The sequence below is a fragment of the Isoalcanivorax pacificus W11-5 genome, assembly GCF_000299335.2.
Lineage (GTDB): Bacteria > Pseudomonadota > Gammaproteobacteria > Pseudomonadales > Alcanivoracaceae > Isoalcanivorax > Isoalcanivorax pacificus.
Genome location: NZ_CP004387.1, coordinates 1,046,015 through 1,069,662 on the forward strand (window position 1 = coordinate 1,046,015; position 23,648 = coordinate 1,069,662).

The following is a 23,648-nucleotide window of genomic DNA, read 5'->3' on the forward strand; positions in this document are numbered from 1 at the left end:
CCGGCTTTATCGCTGTGTACCTAGCTATTGCGCTGTGGCGCTTGTGTCAGGGCCATCACGGTTCAGCCTCAATGGCATCGGATGATCCCGCCAGTTGTCGATCTGGTCGTGATGGCGATGACTATTCTCGCTTGCGGTGCTTTTCTTCTGGTGCGATACCTTCGAGGCCGCGAGGAACGTGCTTTTCGCCAGCAATATGAAAAACAGCGCAAACGTGAATAAGGCTGATCAGGTGGCTTCGGCGTCACAGTTGGCCAGCATGCGCTATAGTCCAGGCCTAGATGGACTGCGCGCGATAGCTGCGCTGATTATCGTCTTTTATCACGCGAAGGTGCCTTCATTGTCAGGGGGGTTTTTCGGTGTCGATATTTTCTTTGTATTGTCAGGTTACTTGATCACCAGGCTGTTAGTTGCAGAACATGAGCAAGCAGGGCGGATAGATTATCGTGCTTTCATGGTCCGGCGACTACGTCGATTGGCGCCTGCATTATGGGTTTTTCTGCTGGTTTATATGCTAGTGGCTCCCCTGATATTTATTGAAACACCGTGGCAAAAGCATGCGCAAGACGCCGGCTGGTCTGCAATCTATCTGGTAAACTACGCAGCCAGCCTGAGTGCTGGCGTGGCGGTGCTGGGCCAGGTCTGGAGCCTGGCAGTGGAAATGCAGTTCTACCTGCTATGGCCTTTGCTGCTTGTTGTGCTGCTGCGCTTTCGTCACCGTGGCGTGATCTGTAGCCTGATTTTACTGTATATGCTAGCCACTGCTTGGCGTTGGTGGGCTGCAGAGAATTTCCCCAATCTCTGGGACTTCTATGTGCGAGCGGATACCCGGGCCAGCGGCCTGTTATTGGGATGCTTGCTGGGTTACCTGAATTGTCGGATCAATGCGCGGTGGGCATGGCCGGCATTCCTACTGCTGGCCTTCTCTATGACCTTCTATAGCACTCATTGGCTCCCCACTGCACGCTACGGCTTTACGCTTGCGGAAATTGGGGCCGCCCTGCTGATCTTGGCGCAACCTGCCTGGCTCGGGAGTCGGCTGTTGGTGTGGATCGGCAATTTGTCGTACGGGTTGTACCTGTGGCATTACCTGTTTATGCGTATATTACGGGAGTGGGGTTGGGAATGGCCTGAAACGCTACTGGTCGGGGGGGGGCTGGGCTTGCTCGCAGCGATGATCAGCTACCGTTTCGTCGAGCGCCGTTTTTACCGTAGGTCAGCGAAGTCCAGGACCGAAGTCCAGGAAATGCAGTTTAGGACACGCACGAATTAGTTAATCTCTTAACAAAGCGACAGGTCCGGTAGAAGTCCAGGACACGCACGAATTAGACGATCTCTTACACGGATTCGGTTCATAGGCTGACAGCGGTGCGGGCTAATTCTGGTTATCGTGGCAATTCGACAAGCAAGGAGCGCTGCCATGACCCAATCCCGAGCATCCCAGGTATCCCTGGATGACACGCCGTACTACCACTGTATTTGCCGCTGTGTTCGGCGTGCCTTTCTGTGTGGCAGGGACCATTACTCAGGTCAGGATTACGAGCATCGCCGGCAATGGGCGGTCGACAGGCTGGCGCTGCTGGCGGAAGTCTTTGCTGTAGACCTGTGCGCTTACGCGGTGATGTCCAATCATTACCATCTTGTGGTGAAGATTGACCGGCACAAGGCACAGTCCTGGCCGGCTGAGGAGGTAGCTTGCCGCTGGATGAGATTGTTCTCAGGCCATCCACTGGTGATACGTTGGCAAGCAGGTTCTGCTGACGCAGCAGAAAGCCGCAGAGCCATGGAAATTATTGAAAGTTGGCGTGCCCGCCTGTTTGATCTCGGCTGGTTCATGAAGTGCCTGAATGAACATCTGGCACGTCGAGCCAACGAGGAAGATAAATGTACTGGTCGCTTCTGGGAAAGCCGTTACAAGAGCCAGGCGCTGCTGGATGAGAAATCATTGTTACGTTGCATGGCTTATGTGGATTTGAACCCTGTTCGGGCCGGGCTGGCAGAAACACCGGAAGCTTCTGCGTACACATCGGTACGGCAACGTAGTGTGGCACTGGAGAAAAGTGAGCGAGAAGAAGGAATGAGTGTTCCGCAGTTATTGCCGTTCGTGGACGAACACACGACAGGAGCCGACGAAGAATGCACTTTGCATGGGGTGCGGCTGCTTGATTACCTGGAGTTGGTAGATGCCACTGGGCGGGCCATCATGGCGGGAAAGCGAGGTTTTATTGCTAAAGAGGCTGCCGCGATACTTCAAAGGTTGGGTATCGACCAGCGCGTATGGTTGAGTCATATGACCCCGAGAAAATGCCGCGCTCCATTGGCGCTGGGTTCCTTGGTCCGGTTGCAAGCCTTTGCAGCCTCGACAGGGCGGCGCTGGGTTTCAGGACAAAAATTTGCTTGTGCTTTGGGGTAGAGATTCAGGCGGTTGATCGTCTGCGCCATGGCAAACTCAGCCTGCTCCGGAATCGTTGTCCTGCGCCTGGGTTGGCTGGCGGCATGCCGGCGCTATAACGGTGAAACCGAACCTCTGTTGTTTCTCCGCGTCATTGAAATGGGCATTGAACACAATGATAAGCCTGATTCTGTAATTTTTGCACTCGCTGGTCAGATGCAACCCCTCATGTTTTTGTTCTGGGAGCACCTGTAAGTCAAGTCTTGCCTCCGGCATTTCATGAAAATACTTTTCCCCAGCTTGTTTCGGATCGTTGATCAGCATGGTGGCGCCTTGGGTTGTGGGTGTGCCCCGGATTGTGCACAAGCGTGAAGTGGCGGCCAGCCTTACAGAGGTAGTCGTCGGTTCAGGTGTGGTGCCATGAATAATTTATGTGTGCCCTAGAAAGAGATATCCCGGAAAAACCATGCCGTGAAAACCAGGAAGAGATAGTTTATGCGTGTCCTAGAATGGCTTTCTGTTGCTGCGATGTGGACAGATCAGCTCTATACGTCTCTTGGCCAGTCTCTGCCTGAGTGGGTCAGAGTCAGCCGCTCGGTCATATATCAGCCGTCGTATTTTGCTGCGACCGTATGCCCCGTCCAGCAAAGGCTCAATCAAATTGACTTCTGCTGGTGAGGCCGAGGTAATGGTGCTTCCAAGAGGAACACCTTCGCCGTCGACCACCACCATCCACTTTGAACCCTTTCCGCGCTTGGTTTTCCCGACTTCGAGGCCCCTTTTTTTGCTGAGGCAAAACTGCCGTCAGAGAATACTTCCTGCCAGTTCAGGAGAGATTTGCGATCCATCTCCCTCAACAGCGCTCGCCAGGCATTTAACCAGGCGCCCTCGTCTTCCCAGAACTGCAAACGGCGCCAGCAGGTGCTCGGCGATGGGTAGTGGGCTGGCAGGTCCCGCCAGCGCGCGCCAGAGCGGAGCACCCACAAGATGCCCTCGAAACATCGCCTATTGTCTATCGGTTTCGGGCCTCCTCGTCCACGAGGCGGGGCTGGGAGGTGCGCTTTGATCTTATTCCATTGCTCATCTGTAACTTCTGACTGCAGACGTTTCATCGACGGAAGAATATAGCTCGTGGAGAGCAAAGAATAGACTATTTCAAGTTATGAAACAGCTTCTAGAATGGCTGTCCTAGAATGGCTGCAGGTGAGGCGAGCAATCCAATCGGCCGTCCGCTTCTGGCATGGCCATTCACTTACACATCAAAACGGCTTTCGCTTACGGCACTTTACGTGTTTCCCGGACGCAATCGGGTTGGCTCACCTGAGAAGATTGACATCTGTCTTCAGATTGAGTCTGTCATGGATGAGCACGATACCAGTTACCGTTTGTTGTTTTCCCACGCCGAGATGATCAAGGAGTTGCTGCGCGGTTTTGTGCCAGGCGATTGGGTCGGCGAGCTCGATTTCGACTCGCTGGAGAAAATGAACGGCAGTTACATCAGCGATGACCTGCGCAGCCGGCATAGTGATGCGGTCTGGCGGGTGCGCTGGGGGCCACGCTGGGTCTACATCTACCTGCTGCTGGAATTCCAGTCCACAGTGGACCGCTTTATGCCGGTACGCATTATGAGCTATATCAGCCTGTTGTATCAGGATCTGATAAAGCGTAAAGAGCTGGACAAGGAGCGGCGCTTGCCGCCCGTGCTGCCGATCGTACTCTACAATGGCAAACGCCGTTGGCGTGCGCCGATCACGCTGGATGCGCTGATCCAGGCGATGCCGGCAGCCTTGCAGGAGTTTCAGCCGCAACAGCGCTTTCTGTTGCTGGATGAGGGCGTGCACACAAAGGTGCCGGGAACGCAGCGAAATCTGGTGGCGGCCCTGTTCCAGCTTGAGCACAGTACATCACCGGAGGCGCTTCAGCGGGTCTTGGTGCTTCTGGTAGACTGGCTCAGTACCCCGGAAATGGCGGATTTGCGCCGTCACTTTGTGGAGTGGCTGCGGCGCCGCGGCCCGAGCCTGGATCCGGCGACACATTGGCGCGAGATCAATGACTTACAGGAGGCGAACACCATGCTCGAAGACAGAATACGAGAGTGGAAGGCACAGTATCGCCGGGAAGGTCTCGCCGCAGGGAGGGAAGAAGGTATCGCTGCGGGCAGGAAAGAGGGTATTGCTGCAGGACGCGAAGAGGGCATAGAGCAAGGCATAGAGCAAGGCATAGAGCAAGGCATAGAGCAAGGCATAGAGCAAGGCATAGAGCAAGGATCGCTGCGGGAAGCCAGAGCCATTTTGCAGCGCCAGTTGATCCGCCGCTTTGGCAACGTACCGGCATGGGTGGAAGATCGTTTGGCCCAGGCGAGCCGGGAGCAACTGGAGCAATGGATCGACAAGCCTTATGAAGTGGGCAGCCTTGAGGACGTGTTTCGCTAATTGCCCATGTACCTAAAACGGTACTTTCTGTCGGCGTAGACCGTTTGGACTGGCGGCGGCGGATTTTTTGTTGGCGGGTACACCGTGTGTCTCGCGCAGTTCGGGACGCGACGCAATCTCTGACCCACCGATTGGGCACATGGGCTGACGTAAAGCTAGATCCTGTTCGCTTTGACCGGTGCCCTCAGTTAAGCACCCGATACCCCCGCCCACGCAGACAATTACGCAACACCTGCCCCTTCTCCTGTTCGGCCTCGCCGGCCTTGCCGGCACCACCGATCACCGCACCGCCACCGGCCATGCGCCCGGCGGTGCTGCTGTTGCCAAAGATCGCGCCCAGCGCGCCACCAATGACTGCGCCACCCAAGGCCCCGCCCGCAGCGTCGCGGCCGGTGGTGACCTGATCGGCAATGGTCTGGCATTCGGCCAGATCCTGCTGATAGGCGGCCGGGTCCACGCCCTTGTCGTCGATCACGACGCGCTTGGATGAGGCGCAGCCCGCAACCAGCAGGGCGGTGCCGCACAAGGCAATCAGCAGGGATGTTGAACAATATCGCATGGTGACCTCCGTTAACGGGGCTGTGCTGACCCAGTCTAGCGTGTGACCGGCGTGCCTGTAGCCTGGTTCAGGCGATCGGGCAGTATTTTACATCCGGGATACGCGTGCTGTTGAACGGGGCTGCCGTCGTGTGCCGTATCAAAGATCCGAGGGTGGCAGACGACACTCCGTGTCAGGCTTTCCAGCGGCTATTTCAAAGGGGTAGGGCAGTGCCGGAGGGAGGCCGAGCGCTTTGGCAACCAGGCATAGCCCTTCATATAGCGCCGGTGCCTGCTCATCCGGAATATCAAGAAAGCGATAGTCGGCCCGGCGTACCGCGTAGGCATCTGCACTTTCCATGATCTGTCGGCAGACTATTGGCACGGAGGGCAAGGTGGTGGCGGCGCACCGCAGTGCTTTGACAATATCCACGCCATGCCGGGCCAGCATGGCCAGGTCATAAAGATCTCTGCGGTGCACGCCGTTATCAAAGCCTCGGTCCAGTAACGCGTGCCATTTCATTTCGGCAAGTGTGGGCAGGGGGGCGTGGCAGATTGGAATGCCGGGATGCCTTTCGCCGGCCGGGATGGTGACCCGGCTTTCATAGATGATTTCAAAACGGATGGGTATGTTGTCGACGATGAAGCTCCCTGCATATTTGTCGCGGTGGGCGCGAAAGGGGCCTATTTCAATGCCGTCAGGCGCCGGGCCATCAATCAGAAATGCCGGGCCATGGCGGGCATTGAGCAGTGCAATACGATCCTGTCCGGGCGAAAGGTGATTGATGATCAAGTCAATAGCGTCACTGCGGCGATATTCTCCAAGCAGGAAGGTTAGCGCCGTGCCACCGCCAAATACGACACCCATTTCGCTCAGCAAGGGGGCATTCAGCCACTGCAATACCCTGGCGATACGTTGATGGTGAGGTTGCAGGAGAGCGGCGGCCACTATGCTGCGAGGGTGGCCGTCGCCAGCCAGCTACGATGGCGCTGGCCGAGCGTATGAATAAAATCGAGTTCTGCAGCATCCGGCGTGGCGAGCAAGCCGGCGAAATCCCAATTGCGCTCATAAATGGCCAGCACCTCTTCTTCCGGCAAGACGTCGTTATGGCGACCTTGCCAGATAAGGGCCTTCAACAGCGGCTTGTCATACGTGGTGACAAGCGCGCCGCGTGCTGTACCGAACTCGTTGGGCATCATGAGCAAATACTAACCAGCGAGGTATGCGAGGGCAATTGCCCGCCAGAGACTCGTGAGTTCAGCCCGTGACCCGCATCGACAGGTCAATGGCCTGCACATGTTTGGTCAGCCCACCAATGGAAATGTAGTCCACCCCGGTCTGTGCCACGGCCAGCAGCGTCTCGTCGGTGATGCCGCCGGAGGCTTCCAGCTTTGCGCGGCCGTCGACACGGCGCACGGCTTCGCGCATGTCGTCCAGGCTGAAATTGTCCAGCATGATCATGTCGCAGCCGCTGGTGAGGGCCTGGTCCAGTTCCTCGAAGGTTTCCACTTCCACCTCGATCCAGCGCTGCGGGTACAGGGCGCGTGCCTGCGCCACGGCGGCCGCAATGGAGCCGTGTGCGGCGATGTGGTTTTCCTTCAGCAGAAAGGCATCGTACAGGCCGATGCGGTGGTTGGCACAGCCGCCGCACAGCACGGCGTATTTCTGGGCGGTGCGCAGGCCGGGCAGGGTCTTGCGGGTGTCCAGCAGGGTGACACCGGTGCCGGCCACCTTGTCGGCGTAGTGGCGGGCGCTGGTGGCGACGGCGGACAGCGTTTGCAGGAAGTTCAGTGCGGTACGCTCGCCGGTCAGCAGCGTGCGCGTGCGGCCCTGGAGGGTGAACAGGGTATCGCCGGCGGTAACGCGGTCACCATCCTGGTGTTGCCAGGCCACGCTGACCTGCCCGCCGAGTTGATTGAACACTTCATTCACCCAGGCGGTGCCACACAGCACCATGTCTTCGCGGGTGATCACCCGTGCGCTGGCGTCGGTCTCGACCGGGATCAACTCGGCAGTGATGTCGCCACTGCCGACATCTTCGGCCAGGGCTGCGGCGACCTGGCCGGGCAGGTCGGCGCGCGCCCATTCGGGCAGTTCAGGGCGGGGTGTTACGGGATCGGTCATGTCGGAAAAACTCGATTGTCAGGGCCACTACCACCGGGCTCAGCAGCAGCAGCGCGATCAGGTTCGGGACGGCCATCAGGGCGTTGAGGATGTCGGCGATGCTCCACACCATTTTCAGGCTCAGAGCGGCACCCACCGGCACCACCAGCACCCAGATGGCGCGAAAGGGTACCACGGCGCGGTCGCCAAACAGATACTGCGCGCAGCGCTCGCCATACAGGCTCCAGCCCAGCAGGGTGGTGAACGCGAAGATGGCCAGAGCCACAGCGACCAGCGTTTCACCGAAGGCGCCGAAGGTGGCGGAGAAGGCCAGCGCCGACAGCGGTGCGCCGTCCTGGCCGCTTTCCCAGGCGCCGGTGGCGACAATGGCCAGCCCGGTGATGGTGCAGATGATCAGCGTATCGATAAAGGTGCCCAGCATGGCGATGGTGCCCTGCCGGGCGGGATGATCCGTGGTGGCCGAGGCATGGGCAATGGGTGCACTGCCCAGGCCCGCTTCGTTGGAAAAGATGCCGCGTGCCACACCAAAGCTGATGGCCGCCCACACGGTGGCGCCGGCAAACCCGCCGGCAGCGGCGGTGCCGTTGAAGGCGCTCTTGATGATCAGGGCGACGGCATCGGGCAGTGCCTCGGCATGAGTGACCAGCACGATCAGGCCCGCCGCGACATAGGCCAGGGCCATCAGCGGCACCAGGGCCGAGGCGACATGCGCCAGCCGCTGGATGCCGCCGAGGACCACCAGCGCCACCAGCACGGCCAGCACCAGGCCGGTTGCCAGCGGCGGAATGCCGAAGGTGGAGGACAGGCCATCGGCGACCGAGTGCGCCTGCACCGAGTTGCCGATACCAAAGCCGGCCAGCATGCCAAACACGGCAAAGACCACCGCCAGCCAGCCGAACCGCTGGCCCAGGCCGTTGCGGATGTAATACATGGGGCCGCCGACGTATTCCCCTTTGCCGTCCTGTGTCCGGTAATGCACGGCGAGCACGGCTTCGGCATATTTGGTCGCCATGCCGACCAGCGCGATCAGCCACATCCAGAACAGCGCGCCGGGGCCACCGCTATGGATGGCCGTGGCGACGCCGGCGATGTTGCCGGTGCCGACGGTGGCGGCCAGCGCTGCCGCCAGCGCGGCGCGCGACCCGATGGTGCCTTCGCCATGCCGCCGGCCACCAAGGAGCTGGCGCCAGGCAAAGCCCAGTTGGCGCAGCGGCAGGAAGCCCAGCCGCAGTGTCAGGTAGAGGCCGGTGCCGCCGATCAGCAGCAGCATGGGAGGCCCCCAGACAATCCCCGAAATGGTCTTGAGGGCGGCGGCAAGTGCTTCCATGTTCCACAACTCCTGGCAACGCGGTGTCCACTGGAACCGCAATCCTGACCTGCGCTGAATGGGTGAGTGCAGACGTGCACTCATCCGAGAGATATCCCCTGCGCCAAGCCACCGGCCTGGCGCGTGTCCCGCTGCAAGCCTAGCGGAAGGCGGTGGCCGCTGTCGCCCCCGGTGAATCACCGGTCGTCGCGTGAAGCTCAGTAATAATACTGATATGCCAACCCGTTCATAATCCGTTCACCCTAAGCCGTGTTAGCGTGCCCTGGACAGTTATTCCTCTGAAAACAGCCGGCCGCCGGGCAATACGTGATGCAGTATGCGCTGACTCACCTCCCCGGCGGCGCCAGGTGGAGCGTGTCATGAAAAAGGTAGCCCGTCTCATGCCCGTGGACGGCGGTAAACCCGAGAACAGCCCACGCCCGTTGCCGCGTCCCCTGGACAAGGTGCAGCAGCGTGCCACGGAACTGCTCGGCAAGTACCTTTCCGGCATGCTCGACGGTGCCGACGACCGGCTGTTTGATCTGGCGGAGAGCGCCGCAGACGGCGAGCGCGACCGTTATTTCGATGCCATGCGGGAGCTGCGCGTCAAGCGCGCCGGGCTGGAAGCCGGTTTCCGCCAGGCACTGCACAACAGCTTCCGGACGCTGGCCAGTGAACGCGGGCAGGGCGTGCTGGACAACCAGGACATTGATATCGACAGCCTGGCGCTGGTGAATGAAGACGAAGTGGAAACCGGCGTTGCCATCGACAATATGGCGCGCCGCGTGCGCGCCCCCTGCGAGCAGCAATTGCGGATTTTCAATCACCGGCTGGAATACCTGTTCGAGGGCCGCCGCGAATTTGGCGAACGCCACAATCCGCTTGAGCCGCGCCAGGTGGCGGAGTGCTTCCGAGAATGCGTGGACAAGCTGGAGATGGACATCCGCAGCGCCCTGATCGTGTTCAAGCTGTTCGAGCGCATGGTGTTGTCGGAAATCGGCTTTGTTGTCAGCGAGGCGAACCAGTGCCTGGTGGACGCGGGCATCCTGCCGGACCTGAAGGCGCCACCCATTCGCCCGGCCCGGTCACCTGGCGCGGCGCGGCCTTCGGCAAGCGCCACAGGTGCGGCGGAAGCCGGCGATGGCGCCCAGATGTTCGGGTTGTTGCAGGAATTGTTATCGGCGTTGCGTCTGCCGGCTGGCGGCGTGGGCGGCGTGGGCGGCGTGGGCGGCGTGGGCGGCGTGGGCGGCGTGGGCGGCGTGGGCGGCGTGGGCGGCGTGGGCGGCGTGGGCGGCGTGGGCGGCGTGGGCGGCGTGGGCGGCGTGGGCGGCGTGGGCGGCGTGGGCGGCGTGGGCGGCGTGGGCGGCGTGGGCGGCGTGGGCGGCGTGGGCGGCGTGGGCGGCGTGGGCGGCGTGGGCGGCGTGGGCGGCGTGGGCGGCGTGGGCGGCGTGGGCGGCGTGGGCGGCGTGGGCGGCGTGGGCGGCGTGGGCGGCGTGGGCGGCGTGGGCGGCGTGGGCGGCGTGGGCGGCGTGGGCGGCGTGGGCGGCGTGGGCGGCGTGGGCGGCGTGGGCGGCGTGGCGGGTCTGCCCGCTGGCCTGCCGGTGGCCGCAGCCACGGACGGGCCGACCAATATCGCCGTTATGCACAACGGTGTGCCGGTGGTGAACGGGGTTCCGCTGGCACCGGGCACGCAGGTGACGCCGGTCAATTCCAGTGACCTGATGGGCATGCTCAACCGCCTGCAACGGCTGGAATCCTCCATCGAAGCGCGTGAGCAGCGGGACACGCCGGAAGATGTGGATGTCCGCGCCGGCCTGTCCAGCCTGCTGGAGAGTGACCTCGGCGGTGACGGCGTACACGCACTCGAACAGGCTGATGACGACGTCATTAACCTTGTCTCGATGCTGTTCGATTTCATTCTGGATGATCAGGGGCTGGCCACCGAGGTCAAGGCGCTGATCAGCCGCCTGCAGATTCCGCTCTTGAAAGTGGCGATCAGCGACAAGCGTTTCTTCAGCAACGATGACCATCCCGCGCGCCAGTTGCTCAACACCCTGGCGCGCGCCGGTGCCCAGTGGAGCCCGGTGCAGGGCCTGGATGACGAGCTGTATCAGCAGATCGAACAGGCCGTGTTCCGCATCCTCAACGATTACGAGGAAGACGTGTCGCTGTTTGCCACGCTGCTGGCGGAATTCGGCGATTTCTTCCAGCGGCAGACGCAGCACACCGAGCGCGTCGAGGCGCGTCTGCGCGAAGTGGAAGAGGGGCGCGCCCGTGCCGACAGCGCGCGGCTGTCGGTCGCCGAGGTGCTGGATGCGCGCATGGCCGGCCGGCCATTGCCGGCGCTGGCGGTGCGCCTGCTGCGGCAGGCCTGGCAACAGGTGCTGTATCTCACCTGCCTGCGTGAGGGCGACCAGTCGGAAAGCTGGGCGCGCGATGTAAAAGTGGTCGATGCCGTGGTCTGGTCGGTGTTGCCGCATCAGGAACAGGCGGCACTGGAGCGCCTGAAAACCCTCAGCCCGAAGCTGCTCAACAGCCTGAAAAGCGGGCTGGAGCGCATCAGTTACGACGCGCTGGAAACCCGCGACTTGCTGGCGGGCCTGCAACAACTGCATCAGCAACTGTTGCAGGGGCTGGAAACGCCGCGCGAAATGGTCGCGCCGGAAAAACCGCAGATCGAGGAAAGCGTGGCCCCGGTGCCGGTCGATGCCGGCAAGGCACTGCCGGCGGACCATCCGCAAGTGCGTGCCCTGCGCGGACTGCGGCCAGGCCAGTGGGTGGAATTCAGCGACGGTGACGAGACACAGCGCTGCCGCCTGGCCGCCAACCTGCGCAGCGGCGACAAGATGGTGTTCATCAACCGGCGCGGCATCAAGGTGTGCGAGCACAGCGCCATGTCGTTGGCCGTTGCGCTGCGGGACGGGGCCGCTAAACTCATCGAGGAAGGCGCCCTGTTCGACCGGGCGCTGGAAGCCGTGATCGGCGATCTGCGCAGGATGCAGCGCCCGCAGCAACCCTGACGACGACCGGCACGGCCATCGATGCACCGCCGACCGGACACACCGTGCTGACACTCACCGACCACTGGCTCGACCAGGCCACCCGCCTGGATTCCCCCAACGCCGGCGAACGCCCGGACCCGGCCGATATCAGCCTGATCGTGGTGCACAACATCAGCCTGCCGCCGGGTGAATTCGGCGGCCCGCATATCGACGCGCTGTTCACCAATCGCCTTGACCCTGATGCCCACCCGTACTTTGCCAGCATCGCCGGCCTGGAAGTGTCCTCGCATTTCCTGATCCGCCGCGACGGTGCCGTGCGCCAGTACGTGGCCTGCGATCGTCGTGCCTGGCATGCGGGCCAGTCGCAGTGGCGCGGGCGCGACAACTGTAATGATTTCGCCATCGGCATCGAGCTGGAAGGGACCGACGAGACACCCTACACCGACGCACAATATCGACAACTGGCCGAACTGATTCAGGCTCTGCGCCGGGCCTACCCGGCCATCGCCGCAGATGCGATAGTGGGCCACAGCGACATCGCGCCGGGCCGCAAGACCGACCCCGGCCCGGCTTTTGACTGGACGCGGCTGGCTGGCCTGCTCGCGGCCAAGGAGGACACGGAACAATGAAATTCCTGGTGCTGTTGCTGGTGCTGGCGCTCAGACGCCTGGACTTCACCTGGCCGCAATGGATGCTCGACCGGCATCGTGTCAGCCACGCGCTGGACCGCTGGCGCGAAAAAACCGATCCGTTCGGCCTGACCGGCGTACCCCGCTGGCTGGTGCTGGTGGCGCTGCCTGTACTCGTGGTGGCGCTGGTGCTGGGCCTGCTGCACGAGATGCTCTGGGGGCTGCCGGGGTTCATCGCCGGTGGCCTGCTATTGCTCTGGCTGCTGGGCGGCGAAAGCGAATTCCGTCACGTGGACGACCTGCTGGTGCGCAGCCGCATGAACGACCCGGCGCGTTTTGCCGAAGGCGCCGAAGCGCATTTTGGCATGGCCGGCACACCTGAGGCCCCCGGTTATTTCGGCGCGCTGCTGCGCCGCATTCTGCAACAGGATGCGCGGCAATTGTTCGCCACCCTTTTCTGGCTGCTGACACTGGGCTACTGGGCCGCGCTGCTGTACGTGCTGAACCTGGCCATGCTGCGCAACGACGCCGAAGACCGCCAGGGGCCGGCGTGGATGATGCACACCGCGTTGTTCTGGATGCCGGCGCGCCTGCTGGTGCTGTGCCTGGCATTGGCAGGCAACTTTGGACGGGTCGCCGACGCCGTGCGCGGGCGCATCCTGCAACTGGATAACAGCGAAGCGCTGCTCAACGATGCGGCGGCGGCGGCCCTGGATATCCCGGCGCTGGACAGCGTTGAGGCAGAACAGGGGCCGAACCAGCTTGAGGCGCTCCAGGGCATGCTGCTGCGTTGCCTGGCTATCTGGTTGATTCTCGGTGCCTTGTGGACCGTGCTGGCCGGCTGACCGGCCAGATTCCAGCCTGTGGCGGGAGGGCTAGTCGGTTGATTTGAAACATGTTTCGACCTTTATCTAAGTTGACCCGGAAGTCACACTGCGTCAGGATTGGCGCCAAGGTGCGCCCACCCCGCGCGCCGATCACACCATGCCAGATGGTCGGGTGACCCCCGCCCTGGTGAGTCCATGCCTGGTCAACCCGGGTACAGCGAAAAGGACGCATCACCCCATGAAGAAACGTGGCGTATTCAATAACAAGATTCTCGACGCTTTTTTTGACGATACCGACCCGGATGAAACCCGCGAATGGCTGGAAGCCCTCAGCTCCGTGGTTGAGGAAGAGGGCCCCGAGCGAGCCACCTGGCTGCTCAACCGCCTCACCGACATTGCCCAGGACCAGGGCCTGTACCGTTCCCATCTTCACACTCCCTACCTGAACACCATCGATACCCGCGACGAAGCGACTTTCCCCGGCGACATGTTCATGGAGCGCCGCATCCGTTCCCTGGTGCGCTGGAATGCGCTGGCCACGGTGATGCGCGCGAACCTCAACGACGATGAACTCGGCGGGCACATTGCGTCCTTCGCCTCGTCGGCGACGCTGTACGATGTCGGCCTGAATCATTTTTTCCGTGCGCCCACCGAGGAGCACGGCGGCGACCTGGTCTACTACCAGGGCCACTCTGCACCAGGCATCTACGCCCACGCCTTCCTGGAAGGCCGCATCAAGGAAGAGCAACTGAACAATTTCCGTCGCGAGGTGGACGGGCAGGGGCTGTCATCCTACCCGCACCCCTGGCTGATGCCGGATTTCTGGCAATTCCCGACCGTGTCCATGGGCCTGGGGCCGATCCAGGCGATCTACCAGGCGCACGTCATGAAGTACCTGGAGAACCGCGAACTGATCCCGTCGCAGCAGCGCAAGGTCTGGGCCTTCCTCGGCGACGGGGAAATGGATGAACCGGAATCCCTCGGAGCGCTGTCCCTGGCGGGGCGCGAGCATCTGGACAACCTGATCTTCGTGGTCAACTGCAACCTGCAACGCCTCGACGGGCCGGTGCGCGGCAACGGCAAGATCATCCAGGAACTGGAGGGCCTGTTCCGGGGGGCCGGCTGGAACGTGATCAAGGTGGTCTGGGGCCGTCTGTGGGACCCGCTGCTGGAACGTGACACCCAGGGCCTGCTGCGCCGCCGCATGGAAGAGTGCGTCGATGGCGAGTACCAGGCCTACAAGAAAAACGGCGGCGCCTACACCCGCGAGCATTTCTTTGGCAAATACCCCGAGCTGAAGGAAATGGTCGCCGACATGACCGACGAGGAAATTTACGCGCTGAACCGGGGCGGGCACGATCCGTTCAAGGTCTACGCGGCCTATCACGCGGCAGTGAACCACACCGGCCAGCCGACCGTGATTCTGGCAAAAACCATCAAGGGCTATGCCACCGGCGCCGGTGAAGCGGTGAACAAGGCCCACCAGATGAAGAAGCTGGATCTGGACAGCCTCAAGGGCTTCCGCGACCGCTTCAACATGCCGTTCTCCGACAAGGAACTGGAAACCCTGCCGTACTACCGGCCGGATGAAGACAGCGCCGAGTTGCGTTACCTGCGCGAGCGCCGCAAGGCGCTGGGCGGCAGCGTGCCGGTGCGCCGGCGTGAATCGGAAACCCTGCCGGTGCCTGCGCTCAGTGTGTTCAATACCTTCCTGGAAGGCAGCGGCGAGCGTGAACTGTCCACCACCATGGCATTCGTGCGCATGCTGTCGGCGATCATCAAGGAGAAAGGCATTGGCGAGCGTGTCGTGCCGATCGTGCCGGATGAAGCGCGTACCTTTGGCATGGAAGGCATGTTCCGGCAACTGGGCATTTATTCCGCCGGTGGCCAGAAATACCAGCCGGAAGATGCCGGCCAGGTCATGTACTACCGCGAAGACACCAAGGGCCGCATTCTCGAAGAAGGCATCAACGAGGCCGGTGCCATGTCCGGCTGGATGGCGGCGGCGACCAGCTACAGCAATCACAACCTGCCGCTGGTGCCGTTCTACATTTTCTATTCCATGTTCGGCTTCCAGCGCGTCGGCGACCTGGCCTGGGCGGCGGGCGACCTGCAGGCGCGCGGGTTCCTGCTCGGTGCCACGGCGGGCCGCACCACGCTCAATGGCGAGGGCTTGCAACACCAGGACGGCCACAGCCATATCCTCTCCAGCACCGTGCCGAACTGTGTCAGTTACGACCCGGCCTACGGTTACGAACTGGCGGTGATCCTGCAGGACGGCCTGCGTCGCATGTATGGCGAGCAGGAGAACGTGTTCTATTACATCACCCTGATGAACGAAAACTACGCACACCCGCCGATGCCGGACGGTGCCGAGGAAGGCATTCGCAAGGGCATGTACCTGCTGCGTGAAGGCAAGCCCGGCAGGGGCAAGAAAGCAGCAAAACGGGTGCAGTTGCTCGGGGCCGGGACCATCTTGCGCGAGGTCGAGGCGGCTGCGGATATCCTGCGCGAGCAATACGGCATTGAGGCGGATGTCTGGAGCGTTACCAGCTTCAACGAGCTGCGCCGTGACGGTATGGATGCCGAGCGCTGGAACATGCTGCATCCGGAAGACAAACCGCGCCAGAGCTGGGTTGCCCAATGCCTGGACGGCCGCAGCGGCCCGGTAGTGGCGGCGACCGATTACATGAAAATCTATGCCGACCAGATTCGCCCCTATATCAGCGCCCCCTACAAGGTGCTGGGCACGGACGGTTTCGGTCGCAGCGATTCGCGCGCCAAATTGCGCGAGTTTTTCGAAGTGGACCGTCGCTTTGTCACCCTCGCGGCACTGAAAGCCCTGGCGGATGCCGGTGAGCTGGAAGTGTCGGTGGTCAGCAAGGCGATGCAGGAATTCGGCATCAGCGCGGACAAGGTCAATCCCGCCCGGGCCTGAATGACAACAACTTCCACAAGAAGGAGTGACGCGTGAGCGTTGAAATCATCAAGGTGCCCGACACAGGAAGCAGTGATCCTGTTGATGTGATCGAGGTATCCGTCAAGGCCGGCGACCAGATTGCGCCGGAAGACACCATCGTGGTGCTGGAATCCGACAAGGCCACCGTGGAAGTGCCGGCGCCGCTGGGTGGCAAGGTACTGAAGCTGCTGGTCAACACAGGCGACCGGGTCAAGGAAGGCGATCCGCTGCTGGAAGTGGAAACAGCGGATGACGCCAAGGCGGAAGCAAAGCCTGCTGCCCCGAAGACAGAGGAAAAGCCGGCCCAGGCCGCGCCTGAACAGAAAAAGGCCGCTGCACCGGCGAAAGCCGTTTCGCAAACGGTGAAGGTGCCGGATCTCGGCGATATCAAGGATGCCGAACTGATCGAACTGAACGTCAAGGCGGGCGACCGCATCGACGCGGAGCAGATCCTCGGTGTGCTGGAATCCGACAAGGCGTCGCTGGAAATTCCGGCGCCGGCTGCCGGGGTGGTGAAGTCGGTATCAGTGAAAGTGGGCGACAAGCTGAACACGGGCGATGCCTTGCTGGAACTGGAAGGTGCCGGCGACGCTGAACCGGAACAGGCACCGGCCGGCACACCAGAGGAAACACCGAAAGCCAGCGCCAACGAAAAACCCGCCGCGCCGGCGAAGGCCCCGGACACTGCGCGGCCTGCCGGCAGCGACAGCGGCCCGTCCGGGCCGGTCCACGCCGGCCCGGCGGTGCGCAAACTGGCCCGCGAGCTGGGTGTGGACCTGGCGCGCGTACGGGGCACCGGCCCGAAAAACCGCATCCTGAAAGACGATGTGCACGCCCATGTGAAATCCCTGCTCAGCGAGCGCCCGGCGGCGTCCGCTGGCGGCGGTTTCAGCATCGAGTTGCCGGAAATCGACTTCAGCAAATTCGGTGAGATCGAGCGCGTGGAGCTGAACAAGCTGCGTCGTGTGTCTGCCAGCAACCTGCACCGCGCCTGGGTGACGATTCCACATGTCACCCAGTTCGACGACGCGGACATTACCACGCTGGAAGCGTTCCGCCAGAGCGAGAACCAGCGCCTGCAGAAATCCGGCGCCAAGCTGACCATGCTGGCGTTCCTGGTGAAAGCCTGCGCGGTGGCACTGCGCGAATTCCCGCACTTCAACAGTTCGCTGGAAAACGGCGGTGAAGCGTTGATCCAGAAGCACTACATCAACATCGGCGTGGCGGTGGACACACCGAACGGGCTGGTGGTGCCGGTGGTGCGTGATGCCGACAAAAAAGGCGTGGTGGAGATTGCCCGTGAAGTCGGTGAGCTGGCGGAGAAGGCGCGTAATCGCAAGCTCGCGCCGGGTGACATGCAGGGCGGCACGTTCAGCATTTCCTCACTGGGCGGTATCGGTGGCACGGCCTTTACGCCGATCGTGAACTGGCCAGAGGTGGCGATCCTGGGCGTCAGCCGCACGCAGAAAAAGCCGGTGTGGAACGGGAAGGAATTCGAGCCCCGTGACATGCTGCCGCTGTCACTGTCCTATGATCACCGGGTGATTGACGGGGCGGACGCGGCGCGCTTTATTACGTATCTGTCCGGTGTGCTGGCGGATATGCGGCGCGCGTTGCTGTAATCACGCCACCACGAAACGAAGAATGCGGGCATGCCCGCATTTTTCGTTTCAGGGAAGGGGGTCAGTTTCTCTCGCCACGCTCTGCGCGACGTTCGTCACGGTGCTCACGCCGTTCTTCCCACTTCTCGCGGCGCTCATCGCGCATCGCCTTGAGTTTCACTTCCTGTTCTTCGGTCAGCACACTGGCGATCTTGCTCTCGGTTTCCACGTGCAACTGACGCATGGCCTGGCCCTGCTCGCGGAAAATATCCTCCATGGCGGCGCGCTGGTCATCGGTCAGCGACAGTACTTCGCTCAGATGTGCCAGGCGTTGCTCAGGACCCCGTGGGCCGTCATGGCGCGGGCCGGCCAGGCTCAGGCCGGATACGGCCAGCAGGGAAACCAGGGTTGTACCGATCAGTGTCTTTCTCAGAGAGTGTTGCATGGTCTGTGCTCCTGTTGATTCATCCGGTGGATGCGACAGGTTCAGTCTCGGCCGGCACTGTGCAAGGAATATGCAGCAATCGGGAAAGAGTGTGGTGATCAATCGGCGGTTTCCGCCGGGCTGGCTTCAAAGCGATAGCCGGCGCCGTAGATGGAATGAATGAACTCCACCTCGGGAAAGGCATCGGCCAGTTTGCGGCGCAGTTTCTTGATGTGGCTGTCCACGGTGCGGTCGCTGACCACGCGATTGTCGGTGTAGATGCGGTCGATCAGTTGCTGGCGCGAGCGGATATGGCCCGGATGGTCGGCCAGGGTTTTCAGCAGCGCGAATTCCACGACGGTCAGGCTGACGGCACGGCCCTGCCAACTGGCCTCGAAGCGGTTTTCATCCAGCAGCAGGCCGCCAGTGTCGGCGCGACCGTTCTCTTTCAGTGTCTGGATGCGGCGCAGCAGGGCACGCACGCGGGCCACGACCTCGCGCGGGCTGAAAGGCTTGCAGATGTAGTCATCGGCACCCAGCTCCAGGCCGAGCAGGCGGTCTACTTCATCCGCGCGGGCGGTGATCATGATCACCGGCACGTCGGAGAACGTGCGCAGTTGTTTGCACACATCCAGCCCGTCGATGCCCGGCAGCATCAGATCCAGCAGCACCACATCCGGCGGGTCGCGGCGGAGCACGTCCAGCGCGTCCTCGCCGGTGCCGCAGATGCGCGTCTGGTAACCGCCATGTGCCAGATAATCTGACAGCAGGCTGGCGATTTTGGGTTCATCCTCGACAATCAGAATCTGCGCGGGCATACGGCTCTCCTTCAATGATCAGCGGCAGGCAGGCTGACCCGCAGGCACAGGCCGCCCAGTGGCGAGGCGCTGGCGGAGATATCGCCGTCGTGAGCTTCGACGATCCGGCGCGCCAGCGCCAGGCCGAGGCCGGAGCCACCGAACTCGCGGTTGCGCGAGGCGGTTTCGGCACGGTACAGGTGATCAAACAGCCGCTCCAGTGCCTCCTCCGGCACCCCCGGTGCGCTGTCTTCCAGTGTCACGACAATGCGCTGGCCGTCGCGAAGGGCGCGCAGCCGTGCCTCACCGCCGGTATCCGTGTACTTGGTGCTGTTGTGCAGCAGGTTGGCGAGAAGTTGCCGCAGGCGCGTGGCGTCGCCGTTGATCGGTAATGTCTCGGGCATCTGCCGTGTAAAATCGATATGCCGCTGCCGGAATGAATCCTCAAACAGGCTGGCCTGCTCTTCGATCAGGTCGGCGAGGTCAAGCTGCTCCATGCGATAGCGCAGCGTGCCGGCATCCGCCAGGGCCAGATCGTGCAGATCGTCGATCAGCCGGCGCAGGTGCAGGATTTCCTGGTGCAGCGACTCCAGCCGTTTGGGGTCGGCCGGGCGGATGCCGTCCACCAGGGCCTCGATTTCGCCCTGCAGGATGGCCAGCGGCGTGCGCAGCTCGTGCGAGATATCCGCCAGCCAGCGATCGCGTGCGCGTGCGGCGCGTTCCAGATTGCCGGCCAGGTGATTGATGTCGCGGCTGAGGGCGCCGAGTTCGTCGCGGCGGTCAGCATACAGCCGGCGCGAATAATCGCCGTTGGCCATGCGTCGCGACATCGCGGCAATGGCCGTGATGGGTTGCACCAGGTAACGCGACACAATCCAGGAACCGAGCAGCGCGATCAGCAACGCGATACAGGTGGTGAGCAGCAGCGTACGCCACTGGCGTGCTTCAAAACTGCGGTCGATGCCATCGCTGATGCGCGCTTCGCGTGGCTGGTAGCCGAGCCAGCCGACAGTGCGCTCGTTGGCCTTCACCGGCAGGAAGACCACGGCCGGTGAGGGCGGCAAGCCACCGGCCACCGGGCGTCGGTGCGCATCCAGCAGAATCAGGTGAGGCGGAATGCGCAGGCCGGGGCGAGGGTGCGCGCCCGGGCCTTCCGGCCAGCCGCCTTCGTTGAGGTAATAGTCTGCCAGCCGTTCGCTGAATTCCGTCAGTCGGTAGCGCTCGCGCTTGTCGAGATAGTCCTGCAATGCCCGCTCGAAACTGAACTGGTATAACGCCGCCGCCGCCAGCACCAGGAAGATGCCGGTGGCGGAGAGAACCAGAAACAGGCGGGTGCGGATACTGTGCATGACAAGGCCCGGGGCAGGGTGCGTGTTATCGGCATGATACCCCAGCGCCTGAACCTGGCGCCGGCGTGCACCGTTTTTTCATATTGCCTGTGGTGTTGGTGTTTGCTGGGTGTCTGGTTGGTGGGATTCGCCGTTGGCTCTTCCCACCCTACCCCCCCGTCGACGCTGCCGTAGGGTGGGAAGAGCCAACGGCGAATCCCACCGTGTCCATGCCCGCCGCTCTCCCGCAACCCCGGCAGAACCGCCTCTCACCCCCCCAACAAGCCACTCAACCAAAAGTGCCAGAGCAACCAGAACAACCCGGCCCAGATAAGCAGCAGCACCAGCAGCACGATCAGGGTGAACAGCAACGGACGCTTGATATAGCGGCCGATCCAGCGTGTCGCCTGTTGCTCGGACTCGGTGCGCACCTCTGTCGGCAGCCGCTTGACCACGAAGCTCACCCCCAGCGGCACAATGATCAGATCATCCACCACGCCGAGAAACGGAATCATGATCGGGATCAGATCAAACGGGCTGATCAGGTAGATCGCCAGCAGCAGGCTGACGAGTTTGAGCCAGGTTGGCGTCGCCGGGTGGCGGAAGGCATACCAGAGTACGATGACTTCGCGCCGGAAGCGCAGAAAGCGGTCGCGCAGAAACGAGGTGATTTTAGCCATGATCATTCCGCCACAGGGTTTCCGGGTGGGTGTGCCGCTGGTTCAGCGCGCGGGCCAGTACGAACAGAAAGTCCGACAGCCGGTTCAGGTAGGCGAGGCTGACGGTGTTCTGGGATTGCACGGCATGCAGCGTCACCAGACGGCGCTCGGCGCGGCGTGCGATGGTGCGCACCATGTGCGCCCAGGCAGCGGCCGGATGGCCGCCGGGCAACACGAATTCCTTCAGCGGTGGCAGGGTGTCGTTGAGCAGCACCTGTTGATGTTCCAGTTCGCTGACGTGCTCGTCGCGCAGCCGTATCAGGCCCGGCACCGCCAGTTCCGCGCCGAGATCAAACAGCCGCTGCTGCACGCTGTCCAGTGGCCCGTCCAGGTCGCCGAGGGTGTGGGTACGCAATACACCAAGCGCGGCATTCAGTTCATCCAGATCGCCGAGCGCAGCAAATACCGGTGCGTCTTTCGGATGCCGCGAACCGTCCGCCAGGCCGCTTTCGCCGCCGTCGCCACTGCGGGTGGTGACACGGCTGATGCGATGCTTGTCGTCGTTCAAAACTCGGCTCCCAGCGTCACCATGTAGTGCCGGCCCGGCAGGGGGTAGGTGTCCCACGCATCGCCGGCGGCGTTCAGGAAGGCGATGTCGGTGACATTGCGATCCTGCAGGTTGTGCACGGCGGCGCGCAGGTAAAGCGCGCGGTAGCGCGCCGTGGCGGCGAGGTCGGTCCAGCGATAGCTGTCCAGTTGCTGGAGGTTGTTGTCCAGATCGTTACCGATATAGCGCTTGCCGATATAGCGTTGCGACACGGCCAGGCGCAGCCAGTCCAGCGCCTGCCAGTCCAGTTGCAGATAGCCGCTGCGTTCCGGCACGCCGGGGACGTCATTGCGGGCATAAGGACCGTCGACAAAGCGTGCGCGTTGCAGCGTGCCGTTGACGGTCAGCCACAGGCCTTCTTCGAGTTGCCACTGGCTATTGAGGGTAACGCCGTCGCGGCGGGTGTCGTCGTCGAGGTTGGTGTTGCCACCAAACGGGCCGGCGCCGGGGTCATAGATGATTTCGTTCTCGTAGCGGCCGCGCCAGTAGGTCAGCGACGAGCGCTGGCGACCCTGTTGCCAGCGCAGGCCGGTGGTGTAGAGCTTGCCGGTCTGCGGGATTACGGTGCCGACGCCGGTGGCCGGCGAGAGCTCATCCAGCGTGGCGACACGCGCGTTGCGACTGCCGCTGATAAATAGCGCCAGTTGCTGTACCGGGAAATAGGTCAGGCCGGCCTCGTAGATTTCATAGCGATCGGTGAAGCGGTCCGAGGCGCTGGCAAATGGGTTCATTTCATCTGTGGTTTGCGTCACCTTTTCACTGCGCACCCCGGCGGTGACATGCAGACGCTCGGTCAGGCGGCTGGTGCTCTGTGCGTACCAGGCTTCCTGGCGTTGATCGATGTCCTTTGTGCCGGTGGGGTTGCCGATATTGGCTTTCACATCGGCGGTGTCGGCTTCGTAATCGCTCTGGTACAGATCCCAGCCGAGCGTCCATTCGTGACGCACTGGCCCGGTATCGAGCACGCCGGTCAGGCGTGGTGTGACGCTGAAGCCCTTGATCTCGGTTTCCGCATAGAACGGAAAGCTGGAGTCGTCGAAGTAGTATTGCTGGCGCTTGCGGCGTGCGCCGGCTTCCAGGTGAATGTTCACCTTGTCGCCGTGAATCACGACGCCCGGCATCACATACACGCCGTCCTGATCGGCCCAGTCCAGTGGCGTACCGGTACCCTCCGGGTCATCGCGGAACGCATTGATGCCGGCCCCGGGATTGACCTGCCGGCCGCCGGGAATACCCAACTCCTGCCTGTCGGCCTGCGCGGTGAGATAGAAGGTCGTGTCGTCCAGCCGGTGGCGCAGGTCGGCAAAGGCAGTGCGCTGCTTGAGCGCGTTGTTGTCGCGGTAACCGTCGGTGTTGCGCGCCTGCACCGAGGCCAGCACGCTGCTGCGCTCGTTGGCCAGCGCGCCCCAGGCGTCGCCAGCCTTGGTGTCGTAGCTGCCGCCTGTCACCGAGACGCCCGCGCCGGTGTGCGGGTCTTCTTTCGTGACGATATTGATGATCCCCGACGACGCGCCACTGCCGTACAGCACGGCACCTGCGCCGGGAAGCACTTCGATACGGTCGATCATGGCCAGCGGAATGGCGGAGAAATCCACCCCGGCCAGGTCCACGTCATTCAGGCGCCGGCCATTGAGCAGCACCAGTGTGTTCTGTGCAGCGGTGCCACCAAAGCCGAGCAGATCCGCCGCAACGCGGCTGTCGCCGATACCGTAAAAACGTGCGGCGCTGACACCGCCGACGCTGTCCAGCACATCGCCCAGTGTGGTGACCGGCATGCGGCGGATATCCTCGGCGGTCAGTACCACGCTGCCGACGGGCAGGCGGCTGACCCGGTCGCCGGTCCGCGAGGCGGTCACTTCCACCGGCGACAGCCGGCCAGGCTCATCCGCCTGCACGGGCAGGGCGCAGGTCAGGGCCAGCGTCAGGGCGGTGAGGCGTACGGGGGGAGCAAGCAAGGTGGATCTGAACATCCTGATGTCCTCTGCGGGCAGCGGCGCGTCCGGAATGCGCCGTCTGACGCACC

The 23,648-nt window shown here is 62.5% G+C and carries 21 protein-coding genes and 1 pseudogene; 8 read left to right on the forward strand and 14 right to left on the reverse strand.

Annotated elements, in window-relative coordinates; translation table 11 throughout:
• Positions 1-178 precede the first annotated feature (178 nt).
• Both S7S_RS04925 and S7S_RS04930 read left to right on the forward strand, forming a co-directional pair.
• Positions 179-1,273 (forward strand): acyltransferase family protein, encoded by a 1,095-nt coding sequence (locus S7S_RS04925; protein ID WP_202966526.1) that lies wholly within the window; start codon positions 179-181, stop codon positions 1,271-1,273.
• Positions 1,274-1,420: 147 nt separating this feature from the next.
• On the forward strand, positions 1,421-2,413 hold the full coding sequence (locus S7S_RS04930; RefSeq protein ID WP_008739573.1) for a transposase: 993 nt from the start codon (positions 1,421-1,423) through the stop codon (positions 2,411-2,413).
• Between the two features lie 36 nt (positions 2,414-2,449).
• Here the strand turns inward: S7S_RS04930 and S7S_RS04935 are convergent, their stop codons facing one another.
• From S7S_RS04935 to S7S_RS20180, 3 genes and pseudogenes are all read right to left on the reverse strand, one after another.
• Positions 2,450-2,716, reverse strand: a complete 267-nt coding sequence (locus S7S_RS04935) for a hypothetical protein (protein WP_008739575.1) — start codon at positions 2,714-2,716, stop codon at positions 2,450-2,452.
• 180 nt (positions 2,717-2,896) lie between these two features.
• A pseudogene (locus tag S7S_RS20175) lies at positions 2,897-3,139 on the reverse strand (transposase); the annotation flags it as partial.
• Positions 3,049-3,504 (reverse strand): transposase, encoded by a 456-nt coding sequence (locus S7S_RS20180; protein WP_008739576.1) that lies wholly within the window; start codon positions 3,502-3,504, stop codon positions 3,049-3,051. The pseudogene S7S_RS20175 and the gene S7S_RS20180, both read right to left, overlap by 91 nt.
• A 246-nt stretch (positions 3,505-3,750) precedes the next feature.
• On the opposite strand from S7S_RS20180, the gene S7S_RS04940 reads away from it, so the two are divergent.
• A complete protein-coding gene (locus tag S7S_RS04940) occupies positions 3,751-4,824 on the forward strand; it encodes an Rpn family recombination-promoting nuclease/putative transposase (protein ID WP_041025931.1) in 1,074 nt (357 codons plus the stop codon).
• 184 nt (positions 4,825-5,008) lie between these two features.
• On the opposite strand, the gene S7S_RS04945 is transcribed toward S7S_RS04940, so the two are convergent.
• The 5 genes from S7S_RS04945 to S7S_RS04965 all read right to left on the reverse strand — a co-directional run bounded on the left by S7S_RS04945 (position 5,009) and on the right by S7S_RS04965 (position 8,813).
• Complete coding sequence (locus S7S_RS04945; protein WP_008739585.1) at positions 5,009-5,383, reverse strand: hypothetical protein; 375 nt, start codon at positions 5,381-5,383, stop codon at positions 5,009-5,011.
• A 138-nt stretch (positions 5,384-5,521) separates the two neighbouring features.
• On the reverse strand, positions 5,522-6,310 hold the full coding sequence (locus S7S_RS04950; RefSeq protein WP_144401595.1) for a nucleotidyl transferase AbiEii/AbiGii toxin family protein: 789 nt from the start codon (positions 6,308-6,310) through the stop codon (positions 5,522-5,524).
• Positions 6,310-6,561, reverse strand: coding sequence for a hypothetical protein (locus S7S_RS04955; RefSeq protein WP_008739587.1), 252 nt, complete (start codon positions 6,559-6,561; stop codon positions 6,310-6,312). Before S7S_RS04955 ends, S7S_RS04950 begins: the two co-directional genes overlap by 1 nt.
• Positions 6,562-6,619: 58 nt before the next feature.
• A complete protein-coding gene (gene nadC / locus S7S_RS04960) occupies positions 6,620-7,486 on the reverse strand; it encodes a carboxylating nicotinate-nucleotide diphosphorylase (RefSeq protein ID WP_008739588.1) in 867 nt (288 codons plus the stop codon).
• Positions 7,458-8,813, reverse strand: a complete 1,356-nt coding sequence (locus tag S7S_RS04965; RefSeq protein WP_008739591.1) for an alanine/glycine:cation symporter family protein — start codon at positions 8,811-8,813, stop codon at positions 7,458-7,460. The genes nadC and S7S_RS04965 overlap by 29 nt, the downstream gene beginning before the upstream one ends.
• 359 nt (positions 8,814-9,172) lie before the next feature.
• Here S7S_RS04965 and S7S_RS19980 point away from each other — a divergent pair, with 359 nt between their 5' ends.
• The 5 genes from S7S_RS19980 to aceF all read left to right on the forward strand — a co-directional run bounded on the left by S7S_RS19980 (position 9,173) and on the right by aceF (position 17,831).
• Positions 9,173-11,812 carry a DUF1631 domain-containing protein gene (locus S7S_RS19980; RefSeq protein WP_238582939.1) on the forward strand — a complete coding sequence of 880 codons (2,640 nt, stop codon included), beginning with the start codon at positions 9,173-9,175 and terminating at the stop codon, positions 11,810-11,812.
• 44 nt (positions 11,813-11,856) lie between these two features.
• Entirely contained in the window at positions 11,857-12,423 is a 567-nt protein-coding gene (ampD, locus tag S7S_RS04975; RefSeq protein ID WP_008737298.1) for a 1,6-anhydro-N-acetylmuramyl-L-alanine amidase AmpD, read from the forward strand.
• A complete protein-coding gene (locus S7S_RS04980; RefSeq protein ID WP_008737300.1) occupies positions 12,420-13,268 on the forward strand; it encodes a regulatory signaling modulator protein AmpE in 849 nt (282 codons plus the stop codon). Before ampD ends, S7S_RS04980 begins: the two co-directional genes overlap by 4 nt.
• 220 nt (positions 13,269-13,488) lie before the next feature.
• Entirely contained in the window at positions 13,489-16,188 is a 2,700-nt protein-coding gene (aceE, locus tag S7S_RS04985; RefSeq protein ID WP_008737303.1) for a pyruvate dehydrogenase (acetyl-transferring), homodimeric type, read from the forward strand.
• Positions 16,189-16,220: 32 nt separating this feature from the next.
• Entirely contained in the window at positions 16,221-17,831 is a 1,611-nt protein-coding gene (aceF, locus tag S7S_RS04990) for a dihydrolipoyllysine-residue acetyltransferase (RefSeq protein ID WP_008737304.1), read from the forward strand.
• A gap of 61 nt (positions 17,832-17,892) precedes the next feature.
• On the opposite strand, the gene S7S_RS04995 is transcribed toward aceF, so the two are convergent.
• The 6 genes from S7S_RS04995 to S7S_RS05020 form a co-directional block, all read right to left on the reverse strand.
• Positions 17,893-18,255, reverse strand: coding sequence for a periplasmic heavy metal sensor (locus tag S7S_RS04995; RefSeq protein WP_008737306.1), 363 nt, complete (start codon positions 18,253-18,255; stop codon positions 17,893-17,895).
• Positions 18,256-18,353: 98 nt separating this feature from the next.
• Entirely contained in the window at positions 18,354-19,052 is a 699-nt protein-coding gene (locus S7S_RS05000) for a response regulator (protein ID WP_008737308.1), read from the reverse strand.
• Positions 19,053-19,063: 11 nt separating this feature from the next.
• Positions 19,064-20,380 (reverse strand): ATP-binding protein, encoded by a 1,317-nt coding sequence (locus S7S_RS05005; protein ID WP_008737309.1) that lies wholly within the window; start codon positions 20,378-20,380, stop codon positions 19,064-19,066.
• 248 nt (positions 20,381-20,628) lie between these two features.
• Positions 20,629-21,039, reverse strand: coding sequence for a YkvA family protein (locus S7S_RS05010; protein ID WP_082027790.1), 411 nt, complete (start codon positions 21,037-21,039; stop codon positions 20,629-20,631).
• A complete protein-coding gene (locus S7S_RS05015; protein WP_008737313.1) occupies positions 21,032-21,586 on the reverse strand; it encodes a cob(I)yrinic acid a,c-diamide adenosyltransferase in 555 nt (184 codons plus the stop codon). The genes S7S_RS05010 and S7S_RS05015 overlap by 8 nt, the downstream gene beginning before the upstream one ends.
• Complete coding sequence (locus S7S_RS05020; RefSeq protein WP_008737315.1) at positions 21,583-23,595, reverse strand: TonB-dependent receptor; 2,013 nt, start codon at positions 23,593-23,595, stop codon at positions 21,583-21,585. Before S7S_RS05020 ends, S7S_RS05015 begins: the two co-directional genes overlap by 4 nt.
• Positions 23,596-23,648 lie beyond the last annotated feature (53 nt).